The organism is Pseudoalteromonas sp. P1-11, assembly GCF_001399995.1.
Lineage (GTDB): Bacteria > Pseudomonadota > Gammaproteobacteria > Enterobacterales > Alteromonadaceae > Pseudoalteromonas > Pseudoalteromonas atlantica.
This window is the reverse complement of the sequence record NZ_LJSP01000012.1, coordinates 1-25,928: the sequence shown is the minus strand read 5'-3', so window position 1 is coordinate 25,928 and position 25,928 is coordinate 1. Positions and strand designations below refer to the sequence as shown.

27 protein-coding genes and 2 tRNA genes are annotated in these 25,928 nt (G+C 39.9%); 15 read left to right on the top strand and 14 right to left on the bottom strand.

Going from position 1 to position 25,928, the window contains the following annotated elements; genetic code table 11:
- The first annotated feature begins 220 nt into the window (after nucleotides 1-220).
- Nucleotides 221-712: a glutathione peroxidase gene (locus AN390_RS16235; RefSeq protein ID WP_055255373.1), complete on the top strand. Its 492-nt coding sequence runs from the start codon at nucleotides 221-223 to the stop codon at nucleotides 710-712.
- Nucleotides 713-823: 111 nt separating this feature from the next.
- On the opposite strand, the gene AN390_RS16230 is transcribed toward AN390_RS16235, so the two are convergent.
- Nucleotides 824-1,009, bottom strand: a complete 186-nt coding sequence (locus tag AN390_RS16230) for a PA3496 family putative envelope integrity protein (RefSeq protein ID WP_004589020.1) — start codon at nucleotides 1,007-1,009, stop codon at nucleotides 824-826.
- 381 nt (nucleotides 1,010-1,390) lie between these two features.
- Between AN390_RS16230 and AN390_RS16225 the strand changes: the two genes are divergently transcribed.
- Nucleotides 1,391-2,185 (top strand): YggN family protein, encoded by a 795-nt coding sequence (locus AN390_RS16225; RefSeq protein ID WP_004589021.1) that lies wholly within the window; start codon nucleotides 1,391-1,393, stop codon nucleotides 2,183-2,185.
- A 58-nt stretch (nucleotides 2,186-2,243) separates the two neighbouring features.
- Here the strand turns inward: AN390_RS16225 and AN390_RS16220 are convergent, their stop codons facing one another.
- Nucleotides 2,244-3,686 (bottom strand): PLP-dependent aminotransferase family protein, encoded by a 1,443-nt coding sequence (locus tag AN390_RS16220; RefSeq protein ID WP_055255372.1) that lies wholly within the window; start codon nucleotides 3,684-3,686, stop codon nucleotides 2,244-2,246.
- A gap of 105 nt (nucleotides 3,687-3,791) precedes the next feature.
- Between AN390_RS16220 and AN390_RS16215 the strand changes: the two genes are divergently transcribed.
- The gene (locus AN390_RS16215) at nucleotides 3,792-4,721 is read left to right on the top strand and encodes a DMT family transporter (RefSeq protein ID WP_055255371.1); all 930 of its coding nucleotides are present in this window, start codon (nucleotides 3,792-3,794) and stop codon (nucleotides 4,719-4,721) included.
- 36 nt (nucleotides 4,722-4,757) lie between these two features.
- On the opposite strand, the gene AN390_RS16210 is transcribed toward AN390_RS16215, so the two are convergent.
- A complete protein-coding gene (locus AN390_RS16210; protein WP_055255370.1) occupies nucleotides 4,758-5,630 on the bottom strand; it encodes a diacylglycerol kinase family protein in 873 nt (290 codons plus the stop codon).
- Between the two features lie 327 nt (nucleotides 5,631-5,957).
- Here AN390_RS16210 and AN390_RS19805 point away from each other — a divergent pair, with 327 nt between their 5' ends.
- From AN390_RS19805 to AN390_RS16185, 6 genes are all read left to right on the top strand, one after another.
- On the top strand, nucleotides 5,958-6,098 hold the full coding sequence (locus tag AN390_RS19805) for a hypothetical protein (protein WP_004589025.1): 141 nt from the start codon (nucleotides 5,958-5,960) through the stop codon (nucleotides 6,096-6,098).
- Between the two features lie 220 nt (nucleotides 6,099-6,318).
- A tRNA-Ser gene (locus AN390_RS16205) sits at nucleotides 6,319-6,409 on the top strand.
- A gap of 53 nt (nucleotides 6,410-6,462) precedes the next feature.
- Nucleotides 6,463-6,555 (top strand) — tRNA-Ser (locus AN390_RS16200).
- 394 nt (nucleotides 6,556-6,949) lie between these two features.
- Complete coding sequence (locus tag AN390_RS16195) at nucleotides 6,950-7,438, top strand: RNA-binding protein (protein ID WP_039972466.1); 489 nt, start codon at nucleotides 6,950-6,952, stop codon at nucleotides 7,436-7,438.
- Nucleotides 7,439-7,570: 132 nt separating this feature from the next.
- The gene (locus tag AN390_RS16190; protein ID WP_055255369.1) at nucleotides 7,571-10,291 is read left to right on the top strand and encodes an ATP-binding protein; all 2,721 of its coding nucleotides are present in this window, start codon (nucleotides 7,571-7,573) and stop codon (nucleotides 10,289-10,291) included.
- 86 nt (nucleotides 10,292-10,377) lie between these two features.
- Nucleotides 10,378-11,517, top strand: a complete 1,140-nt coding sequence (locus AN390_RS16185) for a GNAT family N-acetyltransferase (RefSeq protein ID WP_055255368.1) — start codon at nucleotides 10,378-10,380, stop codon at nucleotides 11,515-11,517.
- On the opposite strand, the gene AN390_RS16180 is transcribed toward AN390_RS16185, so the two are convergent.
- Nucleotides 11,494-12,084 carry a DUF938 domain-containing protein gene (locus tag AN390_RS16180; RefSeq protein WP_055255367.1) on the bottom strand — a complete coding sequence of 197 codons (591 nt, stop codon included), beginning with the start codon at nucleotides 12,082-12,084 and terminating at the stop codon, nucleotides 11,494-11,496. The genes AN390_RS16185 and AN390_RS16180 overlap by 24 nt on opposite strands.
- Before the next feature lie 200 nt (nucleotides 12,085-12,284).
- On the opposite strand from AN390_RS16180, the gene AN390_RS16175 reads away from it, so the two are divergent.
- The 5 genes from AN390_RS16175 to AN390_RS16155 all read left to right on the top strand — a co-directional run bounded on the left by AN390_RS16175 (nucleotide 12,285) and on the right by AN390_RS16155 (nucleotide 15,371).
- Nucleotides 12,285-12,470, top strand: coding sequence for a hypothetical protein (locus AN390_RS16175; RefSeq protein WP_004589148.1), 186 nt, complete (start codon nucleotides 12,285-12,287; stop codon nucleotides 12,468-12,470).
- Nucleotides 12,471-12,571: 101 nt separating this feature from the next.
- The gene (locus AN390_RS16170) at nucleotides 12,572-12,937 is read left to right on the top strand and encodes a hypothetical protein (protein WP_004589147.1); all 366 of its coding nucleotides are present in this window, start codon (nucleotides 12,572-12,574) and stop codon (nucleotides 12,935-12,937) included.
- A gap of 10 nt (nucleotides 12,938-12,947) precedes the next feature.
- Nucleotides 12,948-14,324 carry a lyase family protein gene (locus AN390_RS16165; RefSeq protein WP_055255366.1) on the top strand — a complete coding sequence of 459 codons (1,377 nt, stop codon included), beginning with the start codon at nucleotides 12,948-12,950 and terminating at the stop codon, nucleotides 14,322-14,324.
- 107 nt (nucleotides 14,325-14,431) lie between these two features.
- Nucleotides 14,432-14,956: a hypothetical protein gene (locus AN390_RS16160; RefSeq protein ID WP_173644040.1), complete on the top strand. Its 525-nt coding sequence runs from the start codon at nucleotides 14,432-14,434 to the stop codon at nucleotides 14,954-14,956.
- A gap of 10 nt (nucleotides 14,957-14,966) precedes the next feature.
- Entirely contained in the window at nucleotides 14,967-15,371 is a 405-nt protein-coding gene (locus AN390_RS16155) for a hypothetical protein (protein WP_029772226.1), read from the top strand.
- A gap of 20 nt (nucleotides 15,372-15,391) precedes the next feature.
- Here the strand turns inward: AN390_RS16155 and AN390_RS16150 are convergent, their stop codons facing one another.
- From AN390_RS16150 to AN390_RS16115, 8 genes are all read right to left on the bottom strand, one after another.
- On the bottom strand, nucleotides 15,392-15,577 hold the full coding sequence (locus AN390_RS16150) for a hypothetical protein (protein WP_004589143.1): 186 nt from the start codon (nucleotides 15,575-15,577) through the stop codon (nucleotides 15,392-15,394).
- 15 nt (nucleotides 15,578-15,592) lie between these two features.
- A complete protein-coding gene (locus AN390_RS16145; protein WP_004589142.1) occupies nucleotides 15,593-15,913 on the bottom strand; it encodes a hypothetical protein in 321 nt (106 codons plus the stop codon).
- Entirely contained in the window at nucleotides 15,910-16,548 is a 639-nt protein-coding gene (locus AN390_RS16140) for a DUF4178 domain-containing protein (RefSeq protein WP_055255364.1), read from the bottom strand. Before AN390_RS16140 ends, AN390_RS16145 begins: the two co-directional genes overlap by 4 nt.
- A gap of 73 nt (nucleotides 16,549-16,621) precedes the next feature.
- Nucleotides 16,622-17,314: a PspA/IM30 family protein gene (locus AN390_RS16135; RefSeq protein WP_004589140.1), complete on the bottom strand. Its 693-nt coding sequence runs from the start codon at nucleotides 17,312-17,314 to the stop codon at nucleotides 16,622-16,624.
- Between the two features lie 24 nt (nucleotides 17,315-17,338).
- Nucleotides 17,339-17,752 (bottom strand): YjfI family protein, encoded by a 414-nt coding sequence (locus AN390_RS16130; RefSeq protein WP_004589139.1) that lies wholly within the window; start codon nucleotides 17,750-17,752, stop codon nucleotides 17,339-17,341.
- 80 nt (nucleotides 17,753-17,832) lie between these two features.
- A complete protein-coding gene (locus AN390_RS16125) occupies nucleotides 17,833-19,554 on the bottom strand; it encodes a polyamine aminopropyltransferase (protein ID WP_055255363.1) in 1,722 nt (573 codons plus the stop codon).
- Between the two features lie 3 nt (nucleotides 19,555-19,557).
- Nucleotides 19,558-20,457 (bottom strand): DUF350 domain-containing protein, encoded by a 900-nt coding sequence (locus AN390_RS16120; RefSeq protein ID WP_055255362.1) that lies wholly within the window; start codon nucleotides 20,455-20,457, stop codon nucleotides 19,558-19,560.
- 22 nt (nucleotides 20,458-20,479) lie between these two features.
- A complete protein-coding gene (locus AN390_RS16115) occupies nucleotides 20,480-21,412 on the bottom strand; it encodes a hypothetical protein (protein WP_004589136.1) in 933 nt (310 codons plus the stop codon).
- A 260-nt stretch (nucleotides 21,413-21,672) separates the two neighbouring features.
- On the opposite strand from AN390_RS16115, the gene AN390_RS16110 reads away from it, so the two are divergent.
- On the top strand, nucleotides 21,673-23,760 hold the full coding sequence (locus tag AN390_RS16110) for a bifunctional diguanylate cyclase/phosphodiesterase (protein WP_055255361.1): 2,088 nt from the start codon (nucleotides 21,673-21,675) through the stop codon (nucleotides 23,758-23,760).
- Nucleotides 23,761-23,785: 25 nt separating this feature from the next.
- Here the strand turns inward: AN390_RS16110 and AN390_RS16105 are convergent, their stop codons facing one another.
- Both AN390_RS16105 and AN390_RS16100 read right to left on the bottom strand, forming a co-directional pair.
- The gene (locus AN390_RS16105; protein WP_055255360.1) at nucleotides 23,786-24,250 is read right to left on the bottom strand and encodes a hypothetical protein; all 465 of its coding nucleotides are present in this window, start codon (nucleotides 24,248-24,250) and stop codon (nucleotides 23,786-23,788) included.
- A complete protein-coding gene (locus tag AN390_RS16100; protein ID WP_055255359.1) occupies nucleotides 24,250-25,443 on the bottom strand; it encodes a hypothetical protein in 1,194 nt (397 codons plus the stop codon). The genes AN390_RS16105 and AN390_RS16100 overlap by 1 nt, the downstream gene beginning before the upstream one ends.
- Between the last annotated feature and the right edge of the window lie 485 nt (nucleotides 25,444-25,928).

Below are 25,928 nucleotides of genomic sequence, written 5' to 3'. Positions count from 1 at the left end.
GCTCGGTTTTTACTTAGCCCACTAGGTTACAAACCTCGCGCCGCGATTTGATCGCCCCTAGGTTGAACAAATTTCAATCCGCAAAGTTCAACACGCCCTAAATAACAGCCAACCCATTAGCGCATAGTTAAGCGCGGTATTAACAAGCCTAAATTTTATACTTTTAGTAACGCGCTACAGCGGGTAGAATGTAGCTAACAACAATAAAAAAGCATCTATCATGCATGAATTTCATCAATTAACGGCTACTGCGTTAGACGGTAAAACAATTAATTTTAGCGACTTTGAAGGCAAGGTTGTGCTTATTGTTAATACCGCAAGTGAGTGTGGTTTTACTAAGCAGTACGAGTCGCTACAAACTCTTCATAGTAAGTACGCGAAAAGCGGATTGGTTATTATTGGTTTTCCATGTAATCAATTTGGTCAGCAAGAGCCAGGCGACGCGACGCAAATACAACAAGGCTGTTTAATTAATTACGGGGTAAGCTTTTTAATGGCCGCTAAGGTGGATGTAAACGGTCGTCACGCCCACCCTGTATTTAGGTATTTAAAATCGGCCTTACCCGGCTTTTTAACACGAAAAATAGTGTGGAACTTCACTAAGTTTTTAATAGCGCCCGATGGTACACCTATCAAGCGCTATGCGCCTTTTACAAAACCAGAAAAGCTAGAAACCACTATTCAACAAGCACTTGCTAAATTAAGTACATAATAAGTAATAAAGAGGCATAAAGCCTCTTTATTGCCAATGTTTAGCCTTTAAACATGCGTAAACGCACATTCAAACCCTAATAAAAAGGCGCATTATTTTAACTAGCACAATTTAGTCTATGTAATCGTTTAAGTCGTCTTCACCTAGGTTTTTACGCAAACGTTTTTGCTCAAGGTAATCTTCCAACTTCTTTTTCACCTTTTGCTTTTTTTTGTCATGCTGATTACGCCCGACCATTTCGTACTCGTCTTCAACAAAATCATCATCTAGCGCATCGTAACTAAATGTCTTACCCACAACCCACTCCATAAAGTGTTTGAGACCAACTCAGGTTTATTCCTGCACTTGGTAAATTAAAAAAATGTTTAGCGCTAAAATACGAACAAATTAGCACCAAAATAAAGCCACGTGACTATCGTAAATAGCCTTCATGTCAATATTGTGAATAAATAGCGCTAAATTAAGAAAGTGGAAAGTGAGAGTTTTTTATCGTTTCGACAAATAAAATTTATCATTTATTTATTTTTAGTGTTTTTGACTAAAAAGTAGTTTATTTATCAAAATTAAAAATCATTAAAAACACACAAATTTCATAACCTACTGTTTTAAAATAAAAATAAATAATGGCACCAAACTTGTTAATACTTAGCTGTCATCAACAATTATTAGAGAATAAACATGAAAAATTTACTATTAGTAAGCGCTTTAATTTGTACACCCGCTGCAATGGCACATAACGATAACAATGCGGGTATTTCGTTTAGCAATGAGCAGTGCAATGTAGAGTTTAAAAACGATGTACGCATTAAACCTAGCGAATTAGAAATTTTTACCGCATCTAATCAATTCATGCGCTTTAACAGCAATGGCAACTTAACTATAAATGGCGAACAAGTATCCATTAACAGCGAGCAGCGCCAAGCGCTTACCCAGTATTCAGACAACTTACGTACGCAGCTACCTGAGGTCGCTAATATTGCCCTAGACGGAGTGAAAATAGCCGGTGTAGCATTAGAGGAAGTAGCCAACGCATTTAATATTGATGGCCTTGATGACTTATCTGGCCTGATGGACGATATAAGACTTGAAGTAGAAAACACCTTTTATCAACAAGGTACGTTTGTAATGGGCCAACAAAGCTTTAATCAATTTGGTGAAAACTTTGAACACCAATTTGAGGAGCAAATAGAAACCGTGGTTGAGTCTGCCGTTATGCAATCAATGGGCAGTATTTTAGTTGCTTTAGGCTCTGAGCTGCTTGGTTCGGGTGGAGATATGGATGCATTTGAGCAACGCATGGAAAATATGGGCGCGCAAATAGAAGAAAAAGTAGAGCTGCATGCCAGTGCGCTTGAAAAGCGTGCCAACTCTTTATGCGACAGCTTTGCCAACATAGCACAGCAAGAAGAGCAATTAGTAGCGCAGTTACCGCAGCTAAAAGGCTACGAGTTATTTACCATTAAACAAAATTAATACACCGCACCGTATTTAACATCCCTTTAGCAGCACTTGTATATTAGGTGCTGCTTTTTTATTCTTTTAGCGTGTGAGCCAGCGCACCTAACGTGGTAATAGCCTGCTCGATTTTTTCGCTCCACTGCACCCCGTAACTTAGCCTAATACAGCTTTTATACTTATTACTTGCTGAAAAAATAAGTCCAGGGGTTATGCTAATACCAGCTTCTAGCGCCAGTAAAAATAACTTTTGACTGTCTACCCCTTGGCCTAAATCAAGCCAAATAACACACCCACCTTTAGGGTCACTAATACGCGTATTTTTAGGCATCGCGTTTAATAAGCACCACCTCATGCGTTCTTTGTTATTACGTAAGCGCTGCCTAAGCACTTTTAAATTACGGTCATACTCACCACTGGCTATAAACTCAGAAAGCGTCCACTGATTTATAAGTGAGGCAGAGCAACTTAATGCACGCTTATGCCGGCGCGCTTGACCTGCAAACTTGCCTGCTATTAACCAACCTACTCGATAACTTGGTGCAGCCGTTTTTGAAAACGAGGCGCAGCTGATCACAAGCCCCTTTTTTGAATACGCTAAAGCGGGCGTGCCACGCTTGGCAGTAAAGTGCAGATCACCGTACACATCATCTTCTATAAGAACAACATTATGTGACTCTATTAAGTCCACCATTTGCTTACGGCTTTCATCGCTCATAAAGCTGCCAACCGGGTTATTTATGGCGGTCGAAAACAAGCATGCTTTTATATCATGTTGCTCAAGCGCTTGAGCTAGGTCGTTAAGCCAAATACCATTGTCGGGGCATAGCGGAATTTCAAGCGCCTTTAAACCTAAGCTCTCTATTAGTTCAATAATGCCGTGATAACAGGGGGTTTCAATTGCAACCACATCGCCGGGCTTAGTAACACACTTAAGTGCGATAGCCAGCGCCTCTTGCGCGCCATTGGTGATCACCAGTTCATCTATATTTACACCAATACCAAAGCCTAAGTATCTATGCACTAATTGCTTTTTAAGCGCAGCAAAACCATCAATAGGGCCATAATTAATAACACTCGCCCCAGCAATTGTCATAACCCGACGCATGGTACGGGCTAAAGCTTTATCGGTAGGCGCGGCAGCAACGGGATTGGCAATACCAAAGGCAATTACATTAGGTTGATGAATAGCGCTGTATACCTGCTCTATTAATGCTTGTTTATTTACAGTGACAGGCTCGCGGCTTAGTTTTACACGCTTTGGCAAACTGTAAACCGTATTAAGCACCGTTAAAAAGTAGCCCGATTTTTCACGTGCCTCTACTAACCCTTGATCTTCTAACGCTTGATACGCTTGCTTAACCGTCGGAATGCTAATATTTAAGTTACTGGCCATTTTACGAAGCGAAGGAAGCTTTTCCCCTGGTAGTAATACCTTTTGCGCTTGCATGTCTTTAATTAGCTCAATAACTTGTTGGTATAAAAACTCGGCTTTTTGCTTATTGGCAGCTGGCTGCATATCTCGCCTCAAATCTGTATAGGTTACATTTATACTTTTCTGTATATGGTAAGTATACAGATAGACTCTAAAATAACCACTCAATCGGTTTTTTAGAGGTTTGCCATGAAAAGCGCAGCGCTATATCTCACAACAGTGTTAATTTGGGGCTCTACGTGGCTCGCGATTTCGTTTCAGCTAGGCGATATTGCTGTGGAGCTTTCTTTGTTTTATCGCTTTGCCATAGCAGCTGCATGTATGTGGCTATTTGTGGCCTACAAAAAGCCTAATATGCGATTTTCGTTAGTCGATCATGGCTTTTTTGCTTTATTGGCCATTTCTAACTTTGGCTTAAATTATTTGCTTTTGTATTGGGCACAAAACTACCTCTCATCGGCAATGGCCTCTATTGCATTTTCAATGTTGCTAATAATGAACATAGTCAACACCCGTTTATTTTTTGCAAAGCCCATTGCCAAACGTATTTACTGCGGCGCGCTAATCGGCGTGGTGGGTATTATTTGTCTGTTTTGGCCGCATTTACAGCAATTCGACTTGAGTAATGGGGCGTTGGTCGGGTTACTACTTGCCCTTGGGGGTACCTTTGTGGCTTCATTGGGCAATATGATTAGTGTACGTAATTCTAATCGTCAAATAGGTGTGCTGCAGGGTAACGCATGGGGCATGTTATATAGCGCAGTAGGTTTAGCCGTTTATGTATTAATAAATGGTATAACGGTCAGTTTTAGTGCCCCTACCAGCTATTGGCTGTCGCTATTGTATTTATCGGTTTTTGGCACTGTGATTGCGTTTGGCTGCTATTTTGCCTTGTTAAAAAACATTGGCCCCGAAAAAGCAAGCTACGCCATAGTGCTGTTTCCGTTAGTGGCCGTTGCATTAAGCAGCTTTTTTGAAGGCTTTGAATGGCATGCAAACACCTTTGCCGGCTTTAGTTTAGTACTACTGGGTAATGCAATTGTACTTACCCCCACAAAAAGAATTAACGCCTTTTTAGCAAGCCGCTGCGTTGCTAAAAATGGCTCCGTCCCCAGTTAGAGGCGTTTTTAACGCACTAACACAAAAGCGCCTACCCTACTGTAGGCGCTTTTTTATTGGTATATGAAAATTAATAGCCTGCTCCTGGATAGCAATAACCGCGGGCGTAACACCTACTAGCTCGCCATCGGCCTCAATTAATAAATCTCTAGTATTAATACGCGCCTGTTTGAGTTGGCTATAAGTAAGCTTTTTTAAATTATGGTGGCGCTTAAAAATTAATTTAATAAAGCTATATAAGTGATCAACAAGACTACCCGCTTGCATTTGGTAGCAATCAAGCAGCCCATCATCAATTTTAGCCCTAGGTGCTATTTTAATGCCGCCACCAAAATACTGAGAGTTCGCAAATACAGTTATTAAATTTTGATAGCTACATTGCTTATTTAAAAATGCTCCATTTAGTGTGCTTGCTTTGTAAGTAAAGAGCGATTTAAAGCTCATCCACTTATAGCGCCAAGCTGACATGCTTTGTAAATAACCCAACTGCTTAATTACATGAGCATCAAAACCAACACCAGCCACATTAATAAAGTAACGAGTATTAATTTTACCTACATCAATTAAGTGTGTGGGGGCATTAAAAATAGCGTTTTGCCACTGTTTAGCAGTGCAATGAAAGCGACGGGCAAAATCGTTGCCCGTACCACAAGGTAATATTGCCAAACTACATGCACTGTCAATCACACCATTAAGTGCCAAATTAAGCGTGCCATCACCTCCAATAGCCACTGCTATTTGGCTTTTTTGTGCATTCAATTTAACGTTTGCTAAGTCGTACTCAAAATTACCTGTCGTTTTAACCGTAATATAGAGAATATTTTTCTTCTGGCATGTTTTTTTAAGCCAATCAAAGTGTTCTAACACCACACTTTTTACGCTCGGTTTAACTATTATTAACAACTGCAAGTAATTTATCTCCTATTAGCCAGTACACCAAGCATAAATAAGAATTAAGTTAAAATTAATTTATCTGAATAATTAATCATAAAAGTGTGTAAAAATTTACTAAAAACATTAACAAATACAAAAAACACTTATAAAACAAATTAAAACCTAGCCCCCTGATTAAATAACTATGCAAAATGGGCACTTAGTAGTTTTAATTAAAAACAAAACAATGCAAATTCAGATAAAAATAACTAATAGCCAAGCCTTAGTTTATATTGTTGTATTTTTAAACAAAAAAGAGTCAAAATGCTCGCGATTTAAACACATACACCTTGGAGCAAAGACATGAACCCAATAAACACCCTAAACCAAAATGCAGCAGCCCACGTTGGCGTAAAACCAACTAACCGTAAAGCTAAAATGCTTGCTAAATTAAACCGTATGGGTAAAAAGTTAGCATTAAACAGCGCCGCGCAATACAAATAATCAATCTTGTTATGATTATTAAGCAGGGGCAGTAAACAACTAACCACTATTGAAAGCGCTTCTTTAGCTCCCTTAGTTTGCTGCCACCCTTTAATTTTTAGTTTAAATCCTTCTAATTTCCCTCTATTTACAAAAAAAACCGTAATTACGCCTACTTTTTAAGCAAACAGTTTATTTGCTATTTACACGACGGTATCACCTAAGTATTATTCTGCGTCACGGAGAGATGGCAGAGTGGTCGAATGCACCGGTCTTGAAAACCGGCATAGGTTTGTAGCCTATCTAGGGTTCAAATCCCTATCTCTCCACCACTATTTAATTAATGGTATGAATAAACTACCGTTAATACAATCTGTTATGCGTTGGAGAGGTGTCCGAGTGGCCGAAGGAGCTCCCCTGCTAAGGGAGTATAGAGTTTGTAGCTCTATCGAGGGTTCGAATCCCTCCTTCTCCACCATTTCTTTTAATGGCAGTCTTGTAAAGTAAAGATTGGGCGCATAGCTCAGCTGGATAGAGTACCTGGCTACGAACCAGGCGGNATGGATGTAATTAAGCTAATCCCTCCTTCTCCACCATTTCTTATTAAAAACCGCTTAGTTGCGGTTTTTTTGTGCCTGAAATTTAACAGCCAATGTATCCAAGGAGGGTGAGAATCCTCGCTAGGGTTCGATAAAATGTCTGGAACAGTTTAAGCCGCCGCAGGCGTTGCAAAGCAATTAATTACATGGATGTAATTAAGCTAATCCCTCCTTCTCCACCATTTCTTATTAAAATAGGTGAATCAAAACACATTGAATACACTGGATAGTTACGGCATTATTAATAACAACTCCACTAACGTAAGTTTAATTATGTTTCGTTTAATTGCACCTTTAATAGGCCTTGTGGCTTTAAGTACACACGCAGCCCAAGACATTACGGTTTATAAATGCACAATTAAAGGAGTCGCTACATTTAGCCAAACACCCTGTGCTGACAATGCAGAAGTTATTAAGCTAAAACAGCCACTAGTTGCCGATAAGTACGGCAATAATGCAAACTCACCCGCAATGCCTGGTGCCTCTGTAGATAACTACATTGAGATTAAAAAAATTGATCGTGAAATTAAACGCCACCAGCTTACTATCAAAAATTATAAAGAAGACTTAGCTGACGCCAAACAACAAGCCAGCTATGTTACTCAAGATCAAGCTAATAGAATGGGCGCCGAATCAATAGCCGATGCGATAGCCACTAAAACTACGGCGATTCAAAACCGCTATAACGCATTAATTAGCGCTGTAGAGCAACAAATCTCTATTTTACAGCAGCAGAAACAGCAGCTGAGCAAACAACCTTAACTGCTAAATAAGCAGTTTACACATTGCGCAAGGTACACCTTTTACAACATATATTAAAAAATACCGCAAATAACATACTGTTCGCTATACTGATATTTAAAATTAAGTACTTTTAAAAAGTCAGGGAGCTATGTGAAAAATTTTAACTCAAAATATCATTCAGTTATCTTTTACATAATTTTTTCATTAGCGTACTTTTTAATTGGTATTTCACTCACTAAACTCGCCTTTAATACTCAAATTATCCCGGTATGGTTACCTGCAGGCATTGCCTTAGTTGGATGCTATATGTGGTGGTGGCGCTTCATCCCAGCGCTTTTTATAGCAGCCTTTGCTTTTAACTTTAATATTTTTGACAGCACAGCTCACGATATGGTGTTAGTTGGCAATACCTTCAACCAAGCCATGTATATTGCTATTGGCATTGTATTGCAGGCAATGGTGGGGGCTGGTTTACTTAAATATTGGCTTGGACACCCGCTGTATTTTAAAAAACGCGCAAGTATCATTTATTTTATTTTTGTTGTGGGCATTGCGGTTAGTTTAATTTCAGCAAATTTTGGGGTATTTGCGCTAAGCCAATTTAACTCTGCGTACGATATTAAAGATCATTGGCAAAATGTGTTATTTTGGTGGCTAGGAGACTCATTAGGCGTAATTATTGCCACCCCTCTGCTGTTGGTGCTTACTCAGTTTAAAGGGCAAAATAGGCCTATATCGCCGCTGCCTACATTAGCGGTATGTAGTATTTTATTTATATCTGTTGCAGTAACTACCCAGCTTTATAACCAAGAAAACAGACAAAATACCGTTAAAGTCGCCGAGCGAGAAGCTCACATTATTGAAAATAGCTTATATCGCTACATCAACCAAAGTTTAATAGCGGTGCAAAGCTTAGCCAGCCAAGTTCAATCTAACCCTAATTTAAACCAACAAGACTTTTACGCCTACGCCAGCGAGTTACTGACGCAGCATTCGTTTATTAAAGCGCTTTCGTGGAATCAAAAAATAGCGCAAAGTGAGCGAGCTTCGTTTACCCAAGAAGTTGCCGATATATACCACCTAGACTTTGAAATTGTCGGGGAACCCCTTGAGCCAGACGATCCTATGGTCATCGTTAAATACATTGCTCCTTTTAATGGCAACCAAAAAGCGGTTGGTTTTAATGTGTATTCAAACCCAGACAGAAAAGCATCGCTAGTAGACCCTGCAATTAGGTATCAGCCAGTCAGCACTAAAATTATTCAGTTAGTGCAAACAGCTGAGCCTGAGCCTGCCTATCTGCTATTTGCCCCCGTGTACGAACAACAACAGCAAAAAGCTATTATAAAGGGGTACGCAACAGGTGTGTTTTTAGTGCGTAATATTATTGAGCAAGCGATTAACGAGCAACAATCAGAGATGTTTTCTATTGCGTTTTATGAAGATGTAAATAAGCCCGCTTTTTATAGTAACTACGGCAAAAGTTTAAATATCGCTCAGGGCAGCCGTGTTATGAAACTAAAGCTCAGCTTTGGTGGGCAAACATGGAATGCACATTTAGCCTTAAAAGAGAAATACCTTGCCCCCCATAATAACCAATTAACACTGTTTTTAATGGCCTTACAATTGGTGGTATGTGCCTTAATTTTAATTGTTTTACTGCTTTTTAATCAGCAACAAATTGCCCTTACCCGAAAAGTCGCAGAGCGCACCCATTCGCTTGCGCAAGCTAAAAAGCAATCTGACTTAGCTAATCAGGCTAAAAGCCGATTTTTAGCCAATATGAGCCATGAAATACGCACACCATTAAATGCAGTTATTGGCTTTTCATCATTAGCGCGCAAAGAAGACAACGCACACACTCTTATTGGTTACTTAGACAAAATAAACTCTTCATCTAAAAGCTTACTAAACCTGATTAACGACATACTCGATATTTCAAAAATTGAATCACATAAGCTTAAGCTAGAAAGCACAGCGTTTGACCTTCATGCAATTATAAAGCGTATTAACACAATGTTTGAAGCCAGTGCAGCCAATAAAGGCATTGGCTGGCAGGTTAGCAGTCATCTTCCGGTAGATACTTGGTATGTAGGCGACCCTTTACGCTTTGAGCAAGTAGTGCTGAACCTTTGCAGCAACGCAATAAAATTTACAGAGCAAGGCAAAGTAAATGTAGACTTTGGCGGAGAGTTTATCAGTACTGACAAAGTTAAAATTACCGTAACCGTTACAGATACGGGTATTGGCATAAAGCCTACCCAGCAGTCCAAGCTATTTAGTGCCTTTACCCAAGCCGACGACTCAACATCAAGGCGATACGGTGGCACAGGCCTGGGCTTAACAGTCGTAAAAGAGCTCAGTAAATTAATGGGCGGTAACGTCACATTACAGAGCGAACCAAACGTTGGCTCTACGTTTAAATTTGACGTTGAGCTTCGCACCAGCCCAGTACAAGAGCAAGCCGAGCTTGTATACTCGGGTACTAAATTGGCGGCTTTAAAAGTGCTAGTAGCAGAAGATAACTCGGTAAACCAAATGGTAATTAAAGCCATGCTAGGCTCATTAGGTATTGTTGCCCATATTGTCGAAAATGGTGAAGCGGCAGTAGATATAGCAAAAGAGCAACACTTTGACTTAATTTTAATGGACTGCCAAATGCCAATAATGGATGGTTACAGAGCCACCGCCCTAATTAGGCAATTTAAAAGTGAGGTAGAGCTGCCTATTATTGCGCTGACCGCCGATGTTATGCCTGAGGATAAAGCCCATGCTCAAGCCGTTGGTTTTAATCAGCATCTTGCAAAACCGCTAGAACTGGTTAAGCTAACCGCGTGCTTAGCCCAATACGCCGAAATTGAAGAGCACTAATACAATAATGCGCTAAATAAATGCACTTGTGTTAACTTAGTTTAAAACGCCACCACCCACTATAAAGCAGCCCAAGGTAAGCAGTAATGGCCACTTTTACCCACCAATGGTTTAGTGATATTAACCAGATAGACGTACACGAATGGACGCGTTTATTCGGTAATGAACCTTTTACCCGCCATGCATTTTTATATGCATTAGAGCAAAGCCACTGCGTAAACAAAGAGACAGGCTGGCAGCCTCAGCACTTAGCGGTTTATGAAGCTGATAAACTAGTCGCACTCGCTCCTGGGTATTTAAAAAGCCACTCTTACGGAGAGTATGTTTTTGATTGGGCATGGGCAGAAGCCTACGAGCAACGCGGATTAGCCTATTACCCTAAATGGCTAAGCGGTGTACCTTTTAGCCCCATTGAAGGCCAGCGTATTGCCATTGCACATACGAATACACAAAGCGTATACGAGTACATAAAAAAGCAATTAAATTTAACGAGTGTGGAGCAAGGTTGGTCTGGCTGGCATGTTAACTTTTGCCCAAAGGTTCAAGCTCAAGCCCTGTGTACTGACGATATAATGCAGCGCGTAGGCGTGCAGTTTCAATGGTTTAATAAAGGCTTTAAAACCTTTGACGATTTTTTAAATACACTCACCGCACGCAAACGAAAAACGCTAAAAAAAGAGCGAGCTAAAATAGCGCAGCAAAATATTTCCATTGAATGGCTGCAAGGCTCGCACCTAAGCCCTGAAACAATGCAGCTATTTTGTGAGTTTTATCAGCGTACTTATTTAAAACGTTCTGGGCATTTAGGGTATTTAAATATTGAGTTTTTTACTTTATTACAGGCACTAATGGGCGATCAGCTAATTATTATGCTCGCCAAAAAAGACAACAAAATAGTGGCAGCAACACTAAGCTTACAAGGTAAAAATACCTTGTATGGCCGCTATTGGGGCGCCAGCGAAGAAATAGACTCTCTTCATTTTGAGCTGTGTTACTACCAGGGGATTGAATTTGCGATTAAGCATAACTTACATTGCTTTCACTCCGGCGCTCAAGGTGAGCATAAAATACCTCGTGGGTTTGAGCCTGTTTTTACTTACTCCAGCCACTATATTGTTGAACCCGACTTTAGAGCAGCAATAAACGACTACCTAAAGCGAGAACGCCAACATATGACAATTTATAAAACGCAGTGCGCTGATTTACTGCCGTTTAAAAACCAATAACTGATTGTTAGCTGGCATAGCTGTATCACTTATGAGTGTAAGGCCTGCTTGTGTTGCTAATTGCTCTATGGCCTCAAAATCACGAATGCCGCTAAATGGGTCACGCTGTGTTAAAAAGCGATCGAACTCTTCATTACTTGCACTTGTAAACTGCCCTTGGTATTTGAAAGGGCCATAAATACACACTACTCCCTGGCTTGCTAAGTGCGTTGAAACCCCTTTAAAAAATTGCTCAACCAACTGCCAACTTACAATATGAAACGTATTTGCTGTGTAAATAGCATCTACGTTATTTACCGGCCATGCATAATTCAAATCAAGCTCAAGAGGGCCGTGTAAATTAGTTAAACTTGCCTCCTTATGCCATAAATTTATGCCCTCATGGTTTATACGGCGATCACTTGCATACCACTGTAAATGCGGTAATTGCTCAGCAAAAAACACACTATGCTGCCCCGTACCCGTGCCTATTTCGAGTACAGATTCTGTCTTATTAAAAACCGTTTTAAGCACTTCTAAAATAGGACCCTTATTGTTTTCACACGCTTGTGAGAAAGGTTTGATCATGACCTGCACCAATATTGAAATTTATTGCACAACATTAACGCAAAAAAATGGCACTGAACAATTAAAGTTTTATAGATAATTTATAAAAGTGAGTTAATTCATGGCACTAAAATAAAAATAAGACGATGGTATGTATTATGCTTTAATTAAATCAACCCTAAGTAGGGTGTATTACCAATATTAAATACGAGGATAAAATTATGCATACTCCCCCTTACACCGCTGTAGACGCTGTTGTCTCAGTGACAGAAAAAAGCACCGAAAAACCAAGTAGCACCTGTGATAGTAGAGCCACTGTAATCGACTTACTTTCTCACTGTAACCAAAATCAACAGGCGCTAAAAAAACATGAAACAGACCAAATATTCATTCTTGGCTATAATTGATACTCAATTAAACGCTGCAAATAATTTTTATAATAACTGTTTACACTGAAACCGATTAAATGTAATGATAACTATTATCGTTAACTTAAATCGGTTTTTTTATGTCTCCCTTTCAGGCATTACAGCCTTATCATCATGAACTTGCTTGTAACTGCTTACGCCCGGGCTTACATGCGCCTATGGTGGTAGCTCACTACATAGAAACCGCTTTAAACGTTGCTAAAAGCTTTGAAAAACAGCGTAACCCCTTACTACAAGAGTTATATTTATTACGCACTCACCATGAAATTATCAATAAAATGTGCGACCCTCTAATACACAATGCCATTCGTAAGCAGTGCCTTGAGCAATTATATAAACCCTTATTGGCATTAAAACGCTTTTACTATGCACATAACGATACTGAAAAATTTTTAAAACTTGAGCGCGAAGCTCGCGTACTCAGTCACGAATTTAACCCTTTTTAAGGAGCGACTTATGAGCAATTTTAGAACCGAATCCGACAGCATGGGTGAATTACAGGTCCCTAGTGATGCGCTATACCAAGCGCAAACCCAGCGTGCAGTTAACAACTTTGCTATTAGCGGCTTAACTATGCCAAAACAGTTTGTAACAGCGCTTGCATACATTAAACAAGCTGCAGCACAAAGTAACTTTGAGCTAAATCACTTAAGTAAAAGTAAAGCCAACGCAATTGAGCAAGCATGCCAACAAATTATTGATGGCGAGCATTACGAGCACTTCCCGGTTGATATTTTTCAAACTGGCTCAGGCACCAGCTCGAACATGAACGCTAATGAAGTTATCGCAACGCTTGCAACCCGCATTGGTAATGAGCCAGTTCACCCCAACGATGATGTAAATATGGGGCAAAGCTCTAACGATGTTGTGCCTACAGCCATTGCACTAAGTAGTGCTATTAACGTAGTTTATGAATTACTGCCATCTCTTGAAAAACTATCGCAGAGTTTAGAGCAAAAAAAGGCAGACGTTGGCAAAATAGTTAAAACAGGCCGTACGCATTTAATGGATGCCATGCCCGTTACATTTGAGCAAACGCTAAGCGCGTGGCAATCACAAGTAAATAATGCAGCCTCAGGCATTCGCCATAGCTTAGAGCGAGTATGTGAGCTTGCCCAAGGCGGGACAGCTGTTGGCACGGGTATTAATGCTGATGGCGAATTTGCCTCAAAGTTTGCTAAAAACTTAAGCGCTAATGTGGGTATAAGCTTTAAGCCAAGCAGTAACTTTTTTTACAATATTGGCTCGCAAGATGCCATTGTAGCGCTCTCAGGTCAGTTAAAAGTACTCGCTGTAGCGCAAATGAAAATAGCCAATGACTTACGCTGGATGAACTCAGGCCCACTTGCCGGGCTTGGCGAAATAGAGCTTGAAGCACTGCAACCAGGCTCATCGATTATGCCGGGTAAAGTAAACCCGGTGATCCCAGAAGCGGCAGCCATGGTAAGCGCTCAAGTTATAGGTAACGATGCAACCATCACCGTGGCAGGCCAAGCCGGTAATTTTGAGCTAAACGTAATGCTACCTGTTATTGCGCACAATATTTTACAAAGCATTGAGTTACTTGCTAATAGCGCCCAAGCATTGGCAGATAAAGCCATTGCGAGTTTTAAAGTAAACCAGCCCAATATTGATAAAGCACTGGCCAAAAATCCAATTTTAGTGACAGCGCTTAATCCGGTGATCGGTTACGAAAAAGCAGCCAAAATAGCCAAGCAAGCCTACAAAGAAGCCCGCCCAATTATTGATGTCGCAGAGCAAGAAACCGACCTTCCACGCAGTGAATTAGAAAAACTGCTTAACCCCACTAAACTTACCCAAGGCGGTTTATAAAGGTAAATCTAAAACGGCTTTAATTACTTGATAATATAGTTTTTATTGCCGTTAAAAATGCACCGTGTATGATAGTGATGAATAATTCATCACTATCAAGGTTTGTTATGCGTACTCCACTGTTAGCCCTACTTTTACCACTTTGTTTAACTGCATGCCTCGAAACAACATCGCAAGATGCACCAACTAACTCGGTGAACGAGCTTAAAGAAGTACCGCATAAAGAAGTACCTCAACAAGCCAGCAGTGAAAACAAGCACAAAACCCCTACTGATGCATCACAACCCATAAAAACCGCTTTAAAAGAAGTATCACTTAACGACATTAAAACCGCAAAAAGCGAGCTTAATACGTTAATTGCCAATACACAGTGCGATACCTCTGCACAATGTAAGGTTATGCCTGTAGGAAGCAAAGCTTGCGGCGGACCAAGTGATTATGTTGTTTACTCAACAAAATCAGCTAAAGAGGGGCAAGTCAGTTCGCTTGCAAAGCAAATAACAACGCTTGAAAAAGCCTACAACACACAAAATGAAATGATGAGCACGTGCCAGCATTTAACTTCGCCAAGCACGCAGTGTGTTGAAAATAAATGTGTTAAACTTGAAGGTTCAGCGGTAAGTGTATTTTAAGGACAAGGTTATGAGTTGTTTACCATCAGCAATTAAATTATCAATTGTGAGTGTTGCCACCAGCGCTATGCTATTACTTAGCGGCTGTGCAAGCACATCATCAAGTACTGAGCAAAATCAGAATTTGTCTGACTTGAACTACGATCTTAATAACATTGTTAGTGATAATAGTTGCACCGCAAGCTTTCAATGTAAGGTACTCGAAGTAGGTGCACGAGCATGTGGTGGGCCAAGTAAGTATGTTGTGTATTCAACGCTTAATACCTCTCAAGAGCACGCCGAAGAAGTTGCCCAAAAAATTACACAACAACAAAAAGCGCAAAACAAAGCGCAAGGTTTAACCGATTGCTCACCGGTACTTGAGGTACAAACCCTGTGTATTAATCAGCAATGCCAAGCATTTGATATAAAATAGCGCAAGCGCCAATTTCAGCGTTAACCTATAAAAGGTATTAACGCTGAAATAACCACCACCAGCACCACACAAATTCCTGCTTTAACAATGTATTTCATTGGCATTTCTTTTTTTACCCAGTACGCATAAATAAATCGCACAAAGTAACTTGCAGCTGTGCCAAACAAAGCAAAAATAATTAAGTAAGCAATTAAAATAATATTCATATAAATCTAAATTAACTACTTAGTGTTTTTAGTATGAGCAATTAATAACTCTGCTACTTGTTGCTTTACGGCTCGCTTATCATCACTTTGGACATTAAACCGCGTTGCAAGTTGGGCTATTTCATCATCGTTTAAATTAAACGATAGGCGCTGACGTGTTTTTTTAGACTTTACATCTAAGCCTAAAATTTTACGGATCATATCTGAGGGCGTAAGCTCTTGGTCAATGGCCTGCTTTTTTATCGACTTTTGTACTTCGCTGCTTAAATCAAATGCCATTTGTGTGGCACGCACGGCTTGCTCTTGACGTAACCACTTGTCTTTAGCATCACTCACTTCGCATCTCCTGGAAACAAGTCGACTATATCGGTAATAGGGCGTGTTAGCGTTAGTGACACTTCGGTCTCACCGCCATCCCATATTTCAATATTTAAGCCATGCCCTTCGTCTGGCGATGCTAAGCAAATCATTTCACAAGGTTCGCCACCCTCTTGCTCATAGCGCGGTAATGACTGGCCACGAAAATCTTTGTTATGGAAATAGCACACATAAGGCGATTCAATTTGCTGATAGCTTTTAGCTAAAAACTGCATAAACTGCTCTGGCGTATTTTGTACCTGTATATGGGTTAACGACTCCTCATCAAAAATACGTGCAAATTCGTCTAGCCCAAATATTTGCTCTACGTCGTCACGCTGAATTTTGATTGAAAAATTAGCCCACTGCTCGCCATCATCTTGCTCAATTTGTAAAAATACCACCTGTCCGCTGTTCGTCTCTAGCACAAACTCAGTATCACTACTGTGCTGATATTGATAGGTTTGAATATCAATAACACGCAGCGTTTGCCCTTTTAACCACGACGGATACGCAAATGAATCGATAACGCTAAACATGTCACCTTTTTTAAGCTCACTTGCATGGTTAAGCTGACGTTCTGGCTCTTTTTTTGATTTGAAAAAATTAAACATAATGAGGCATCCCTTAAGCAAAAAAGGTAACTAAGCCACGCTTAATTACCTTTTATTATAAATGTACGAACTGTTAGCCGTTTTGCTTGGCTTTAATGCGCGCTAAAATATCGGCACTTTTTGGGCTTGTATCGCCAATACCGGCTTCAGCCATTTTTGCTTTTAAATCGTCGCCATTTGTATCTGACTCAAGCTCTTTTGCAGCGCCTAACTGGTCACTACGATCTTGCTGGCGCTGTTTAATACGCTCAAGCGACTGACGGGCCGATGTCATAGACGAGCTATTAGTATTAAGCGTGCTGTTAACGGCCATAGTAGCTTGCTGTACGCTTTCTGTGGTTTTAACCATAGTAAGCTGACGTTGGTTTTCTTTAATCGACTTTTCAGCGTCTTTAACTTGCTGCTTAAGCGCTACAATATGATTGCTAAAACCTGCTAATACTTGCTCGTTTTCAGCTTTTTCAGCTTCAAAGTCGCCAATTTTTTCGGCAATTTCTAATGCTAAGGCTTCGTTACCTTTTTCCAGTGCTTGGCCTGCATATGCTTCGTGCTCAGCAATTGATGCATCAACTGCGCTAATTTTACGCTTAGTTTGCATTTCTTTAGCCATTACTTCTGTAAGGCTCTTTTTAGCACGATTAAGTGCATTTTGCGCATCTGCTATTTCTTGTTCAAAAATACGAATGCCGTTTGCATCTACAATTGCTTCGCCCGCTTCACGCGCGCCGCCACGTACTGCTGTAAATAATTTCTTTAATATACTCATAATCTTAACTCCACTAACTAGTTACTAATCGTTTAAATACAAGGTCACGGCTTCTAGTGCGTCAATAGCGTTGTCAGCTAGTGTCACTAGTTCGTGGGTAATATCATCTAATGATGAATTTACCGACAGTGCACCAAAAATCGCGTATTTGTTATCGATTTTAGCAAATGCACTCAGTGGAATTGGCACGTTTAAACGTAGTAGTGTTTCGTTTAACTCGTTGCGTAATTCACTTTTTACTTCATCTTCGCCAAACAAGTAGCTAATACATAACAACTGCTCTTGTGTTTGCGTAACAAAAATTGGAAGCTCATCGTTTCCATCAACTATGACTTGTAAAACATCTTGCTCACCAGGGTTGGCAATCAAGAAAGACTCAAAGTTAGCGCCTTCTGTTTCAAAAGAAGCTAATTTTATTGAAAGTTCATTTAATTCCATGTCTCTGCCTTTTTGCTGTTTGACATATTATGTCTGAGTTAAGATTCGCATGGTCGACATATTATGTCAACCATGTTTTATTAATTTTTATACAATTCGCTTTCTATCTGCCACGCATTACGGTAGTAATCATATAGCTGACCCGAACCTAACCTATTGACCTCAATACTTTTAACTTGTTCAAAATACTGGTTAGGGAATACAAAGCTGGCTAATAAATATTCTTTACTTACCCACCTTGATGGCACCGGCATAGCGCTGATATTTTTAATTCGCCCACTGGCTGGTTGACCCATTTTAGTGGCTATTGTCCACCCCCATTGCCCAAACGAAGGAATATTTTGCTGGTACTGCTCAACATAATCAAAACCCGCCGCTTTTACCGTTTTAGCAATACTTAAAAATGCTTTTTTGGCATGATAAGGCGAGGTAGACTGCACAGCCATTGCGCCATCGGGAGCTAACAATTGACGTACATGGTTATAAAAATAGTCGCTGTACATTTTGTTTAAATCGGGATGATTAGGGTCCGGTAAGTCAATTAAAATAGTGTCAAATTGCTTACCTTGATCTAGGAGCCTTTCAACCTCTAAAAACGCATCTCCCACAATAATATTGGCGCGCGGGTCTAACATCGATTGCTTATTTAGCGCTAATAACCGCTTACTTATAGCCTCAGGCGCTGTAAAATCACCGTCTTTATGGCCAAATAAATTAAGCAGCTGTGCATCTAAATCAATTAACGTTACGTCGTTCACTGGCCACTTTAAAACATCTCTAAGGGCAAGCCCGTCGCCACCACCAATAATTAATACGCTATCGTGCCGGTTTGATGCGAGCATTGCCGGATACACCAGCATTGAATGATATATTTGCTCATCAATACTCGAGAACTGTAAACGCCCATTCAAATACAAGTCGGTAATAGGCGCTGGCTGGTTTTTACTTAAGCGCTCGGTTAATACTACATGCTGGTATTTAGTTGCTTGTGAGTAAATAACTTTATCTTTATAAAGTACATTACTTAAGCTGTTCATCCAGCTACTACCCATCACTAAAATAAACCCAAACAGTGCCAGTAATACTATATGGCAGATCAGAAGTGCCTTAGCAAAGCGCACATGAGCATGGTAGCGCCATAAAAAGGCGAGCCCTGCCAGTATATTAAAAAGAGCTGTCCACGCTGCAGCTTGCATTATAGGCATCGCCAGCATAATGCTTACCCAAATAGCCGCACCAATACCCGCGCCAATATAATCGGCACCATAAATAGTGCCTGCATTGTTTTCTAAAAAACGCCCGTACACATGTTGGCGAATACGTGCAATAAGCGGTATTTCCATACCAATAAATAAACCCAGTACTAAACCAAACACATAAGGTAAAAAGCGTGACCACTCTTGCAGCTTTTGAAATACATAGCCATTGAGCACAACATCGGGAGGTAAATTAAAAATACTAGAAAACAAATGAGGAAGTGAATAACTTACAGCAATTACACCGGCTATTGCCAGAATACAGCCCATGCCAACCAGGGCAATAATACTTTCAAGCCAAGCAAAGGCGGTAAAGGCATCTTTAAACCAACGGGCTAAAAATGCGCCTAAGCCCATGGCAACTATCATTGTGCCAATCATGGCATAGATAGCACTCTCTACAGAGCCCAGTACCCGCCCTGCGTAATGCGAAAGTAAGTATTCATAAATAAGGCCGCACCCAGCGAGTACGGCCATAACAGTTATTAGTAAAATATCGTGCCCAAGTAAACGTGATTTACTTGGGCTAGTTGTAGTTGATGACACTGATTATGCGCCTAGTAAGGTTGCCATAGTAATACCGACAGCAAACGACACTGCAGCAGAAATAGCACCTACACCTACATTTTTCTGACGGTTAACTTCATCTGAAATATCACAACCTGATAAAATTATTTTGATGGTGATTAAATGCAAAATGATGAATGCCACTAAACTTACAACCGCGCTAATAGCCCAATAAAGCAGGCTAGCATTAATGTTATCGGCCGCATACGGTGCAATACCTGATGCCGCAGTAATAGCTAAGGCACTTCCTACTAAAAAGCCTGCGTAGCGTATACCTACAGCTAAATTGCCATCAATAATGGCTTGTTGTAAACAATCACCGCTTTTATTGGTACGCTTAAATAATTGTACGCGATATTGGCTTACAAGCAGTAGTGCAACACTGCCAATAATAAAGGCAGCAATAACGATAGGCAGCCCGTGCCAACCCTCTGTTGCTACCCATAAAAGTGCAGAGCGAATCACAATAGCCACACTCACTACATGACCAAAATCGATAATAGAGGCCGTTACGTTACCTTTTACAATTTCGTCGTGCAGGCTGACTTTGCGAAGCGCGACCTTATCTTGAAAAAAATGGCCTAATTTAATCAGTACAATGGCTAATACACCATAGCCTAGCATTTGCAGGGCTTCTTGTTGTAACGACGCAGCAAAGGCGCCGCTACTCACACCCGTTAATACAATGGCAAGTGCAACTAAGCCTGCCGCAAAGCTAATACCAAAAGCAAAGTTGTCGCGTTCTGTTATTTCGTCATTTGCATGAAGGTTTGAAACCCAGCCCTTAATGTATTTCAGGCTTACAAATAACAACACGATAATTGCAAAATCAATCGCCAAAGCTTGTAGCGACCACGTAGTTATTCCATTAAATTCGTACATATTTCTAACTCCAACTTATTCTTTACTTACCACGGCTCACGCCACGAGAGGTTCTGCTGCCGCTATTGCGTACCGATCCAGAGCTGTTGCTATAACTACTCGAACGCGAGTAACTACTGCGGCTTTTAGGCGGTGTATAACTACTGCGGCTTAAACCCGAGGCACCCGTTTTTTTGCTCGCATAAGGGCTAGTAAACTGTTTGCCTTGGCGTTGGTACGATTGACGCGTACGCGTTTCTAAAGCACTTTGCGTTTTAATTTGTTTAGGGCTTGAGTAACGATAGCGGCCGTAATCGTTGTAATAGCTATATTTACGGCGGCTGCTCCAACGTCCGTATTCAACACGGTCAAATACATCGCCTAAAATACGGTACATGCCATACCACTGCCAAAAGCTAATACCATTACTATTAGTTTGCCAGTTACCGTAATTAGGGTTGCCCACCAATTGATTACCCTCGCCTGCGCCCTCTGCTTCTTTACTAATAGCCCCAACGCGCGCAAGGCTGCCCTTAGACATATCCGCTAGCATATTAATCGGGTCAGTTAACGCATCAGAAAACAGCGTAGGCTTAGCCGCCTCACGCAGTAAATCAATACTGTGTAGCGTATCTTCGTAAGGAGGGATTAAATAAGTGCCTTTAATATCTTTAAGTCGTTGTGTTAAACCACTGTAAAGGGCACCCTGCCTTGTAGCATCAAGGGTAATTACATCAACAACCTGACTAAGTTCTGGCTGTTGCTGTTTAAGGAGTTTGCCATATTCTTTAAGCAATACAGCATTACGTATAGTTCCATTATCAAGCGCGGTACCAAGCTGTGCAAGCTCAACATCTGCCTTTTTAATAGACTCTTGAATTGTTTGTTGTAGTTGCTCTTCTTTAGATTGACAACCCATAAGCACTGCAAACAAACAAAACAGGCTCATAAGTTTCCAAGCTTTTATATTCGACATTCATGTCACCTGATTTAATAAATAACCGCATTAGTCTTACACAGGTCACTTATTAAGCCAAGAATGAAATTGCAACAAAGTAAGTCTGCCTAAAATAAAATAACCAGCTATAGTTACTCTATGAATTTAAACACATTCTTTTACTTACAAATTTAGTAAGTAACATCAGCGCTACGCGTAAGCCTTCTATTAATAAATAACAACAATAAGTAATAACTCTTTTAGTGAAAGAGCATGACAGTAAGAAGGGATTTGGCTAAATGTTTCATAGTATTCGTAACAAATTTATTATTATTACGACTTGTTTAATTGTACTAAGCGCTAGCTTTGTTTTTTATTTAGCTATTAATGAGCACGAGGATTTATACCGCCAATCAGTTGAAGAAAACCTCGATGCTATGTCATCAAATATTTCAGATAATTTGTTACGTGTTATGTCGCAAGAGATAGATTTATTTTCTATTACAACTGAGCTTTTGGGGTTAGATAGGTACGAGCACATAAAGTTTGTAAATGTATTTGATAGTAATTGGCAGCTAATACAGTCCTACGTGCACCCTAATTACCTAAAGTTCGAGGATTTTTCTCCACAGCTAAAGGGCATCAAACCACAAAGTTTGCCCCGTACCGTCAGTGTTACTAATCAAGGCTTAGTTGCCTTAAAAACAATTGGTGAGGAGCAGTTCCCTGTAGGCTACTTATTAATTGTTCAGGATTTTAATAAGCCCCTTAATGAAAGCAAAGCGAGCTTATTTTATAGTGCAGCCCCTATCGTTATTTTTAGTATCGTGATCACCATCATCATCTCTTTTTGGATATACCAACATTTATTAAGCCCGCTATTAAAACTTTCTAAATTCACACAAAAAGTAGAAAAAACAACTAACTATCAACTCCAATACCAGGGCTCAGGCAACGACGAAGTATCGCAACTTGGCAAAGATATTAATAACTTACTTAACACTATTAATTCCCAAGTGCTCACTAATCAAAAAAACACCGCACAACTATTAAAGCAAAAGCAATCAATGGAGCACTTAGCTAACTTCGATATATTAACTGGCTTACCTAATCGCATGTTTATTATGGGCTTACTAAAAGAAGAATTAACACGCTGTAAAAGTAATCATCAAGATATAGCAATTATGTTTTTTGACGTAGATAGCTTTAAAGGTGTTAACGATACACTTGGCCATGAAACGGGTGACCTACTTTTAAAGGCAGTAGCCAGTAATATTAAAAAGCACTTACGCGAAAACGATGTTATTGCACGCTTAGGGGGTGATGAGTTTTTAATAATGCTGCGTAATATAAATAATTACACCGACGTTATTAATATTGCGGAGCAAATTATCAGCTCAATGCAAACGCCTTTTACAATTAACCAGTGGGATATACCTACTGGGGTAAGTATTGGTATTGCCCACGCTAAAGAGGCCGAGTTTGACATTAATACATTGATTAGTAATGCAGACATCGCAATGTATGCCTCAAAAGAAAAAGGTAAAGGGTCGTACACTGTTTTCCATAGAAAAATGTTAGAAAACAGCAAGCGAATGGCTCAAGTGGCTAATTTAATTAGTCATGCAATTGCGCAAAATGAGTTTGAAGTTGTGTATCAGTTAAAAATAGCTGCCAATGGTGAGGCTAATGGCCTTGAAGCCCTTATTAGATGGCAAAGTGAAGAGCTTGGCTTTATTTCACCAGGCGAATTTATACCCATTGCAGAGCAAGCAGGTAAAATAAAAGCAATCACGCAGTGGGTTGTCTCCAGGGTATTTCAAGATTTACCCACACTAAAGCAAACTATAGGTAACCATGTACTCGTTTCTTTAAACCTATCGAGCCATGACCTTAGAGATAATCACTTTATTGATGTTGTAAAAAATAAACTGGTTAAATACAACGTAGACATTGCAAATATCCAGTTTGAAATAACCGAATCAAGCTATCTCGATAATTTTGAAAACTCCAATGAATTCTTTAACCAAATAAAACAAATGGGCGGGTCTATAGCCCTTGATGATTTTGGTACGGGTTATTCATCGCTAAGCTACCTGACAAAAATAGATATCGATACCATCAAAATTGACCGTATGTTCGTTAATCAATTTGACAGCTCAGAAAAGGATGCGGCGGTATTAAAGGCCATACTCGATTTAAGTAAACGTCTAGGTTTAAAAGTATGTAGTGAGGGTATAGAAACAGCCAGCCAGGCTAACTACCTAATTAAAAATGGCAGTGATGAAATGCAAGGGTATTATTTTGCAAAGCCTGTAGCCATAGCACACATTCCAGCAGCTAAAGCCCAAGCAAAAGAGGCATTTAAGGCACTAACTTTAAAATAAGTCAGCGCTACTAGTTAACCATAAATTAAGGCGTTAGCGTTACAACAGTTAGCTCGTCCGGAATTTTTGTATCAGCAGGTAAATAAGCAACTGCATTTTCTTCTTTCAATAAATACGCAATAATTTCTTTAGTCGAGCTAAATTCTACGGGTGGCTTGCTACGCCCTGTAAATCTCATCTGAGCCCAATAAGCCTGAATTCTGGATTCGGTTAAGCCAACCAATTTCGTATTAAAGTCGATTCGTAACGGGTTTCCGGCGGGTAAATTTACTGCTTTAAATTGACGACTCATCGCGCCGCCCATATAAATATGGCGAACTTGCTGCTTACTCAAAGCTAAGTTTTTATTGGCCGTATTAACAACAATGATCACTTTAGTGGTGTGGCTATTATCCGCGTAGGCTTGTACGCTAATAAACAATAATGACCAAGTAAAAATACACAGCAGTATTATATGTCTAATCACGTAAGTTAACTTAGAGTACATCATCAAAATACCCAATCTAAGCCAATATGGTAAAGATTCGTTTTTCTATTAAAGCTAACATCCTCAGGGATAACAAAAAAAGAATTACTAACCTCATCGCCCTCTAAAGCAGATACTTCCGCCTTTAATGCCAGATTAGGTAGCACATCCCATCGTATACCGAGTGTCCATGTTTTTAGTGAGTCGGGCGCCGACTCTGCAAACACGCTGTTATAAGCCTGTGCCAGCTGATCAAGCTCTACATTAGCACCAATAGGGATTTCATTCTGATTGGCATTAATTTCTACATCGCTGTCTGCAAAGGTTAAATGATAAGTAAAAGGTGCATTGTTATAGCCTACGGTTAAGTAATAGCTTTGTATAATCGGAATTATATCTAACTGTGTTTTAATCTTTACCCATTCACCTCTAAAAAAATAATCTAAATTATCATAAATAACACCAAATTGATCTGCATGCGCACTGCCCTGCGTTGTCAGCGACGCCGCACTTTGGCTAAAATTAAAATTCTCTAAAACATCTTGTAGTTGGTTAATCGATTTAAGATCTAACGCTATGTTACCGTTATACCTTGAAGCCCTAAATTCTATATTTTCAATATTCAACTTCCCTATCACACCCACTAAATTATCCACCTCAAAACCTGTTTTAAATGGGCCTATGCCAATACTTCCCGACTCTTCGCCATAATATCCTTCAATACTGATATCAAAGTCATCTGAGCCAAATTTGTAAATAGCATCAATACCATTAAATGTTTTAAATAAGTACGTGTCGTATACTTGTTGTGGCGGATTGATCCATGGGTATGCAAACCCTACATCAGAGAAGTCGCTCATTGTAAAAAATGGGGTTCGCAGCTTACCGATTTTTATCTGTAGGTTTGTTGTGGGCGTATAAGTTAAATACAGCCATTCAAGTCCACTCTCACCAGATACCGTTGTGCTATCGGATCTAAATAACCCTTGTGCTGTCACTGACCAGTTTGTATTAAACTGATACTCAGCTTGAAGACCTATTAAACTTGATGGTGAAAAGTTAAGACTGTCATCGTAGCCTCTATATTCGACATCTTTTTCATCTAAATAACCACCAATGACACGCGCGTAGCCTGAAAAATCAAACTCACCCGATTTAGCCGGTAAATGGTGTAGGCTGACGATTAAAACGAATATCTGAAATATTTTATTTCGCATAGACACTCAGCAACCTATATAAAAAAAAGCGCTGAATATTAAAAAGTAACGACATTTTATAATTCTGCAGAATAATTATTATGAAGTATAACTATAGTCAAAGTTAAAGAGTGTGGATCAAAATAGTCTGAACTATAAGCTATTATTTTTATACATCTTAATAGATTAGTTAAGTTAAGAGACTTGCGTGTACTGTAATACCAATTCGCTTAATTAAATGATCTATTTTGAGGGTGGAAAAACGTGTCGGTATTACGTAAAGGCAGGTATTTCACTTTTCTGCAGACGTAAAAAAGCCCGGCTCTTTCGAGTCGGGCTCTCTTGTATTTGGAGCCTGGCGATGTCGTGGTGCCCACAGCGCTAGAGAGTCACATAGCAAATGCTACACTATCGTTGGTCGGGGCTCGCCTTCGAGCTGTTTTACTTCTCTGATGAGTTAGCCATGGGTCTGGCTATTTATTAAATCCCAGACAGCAAAAAACCCG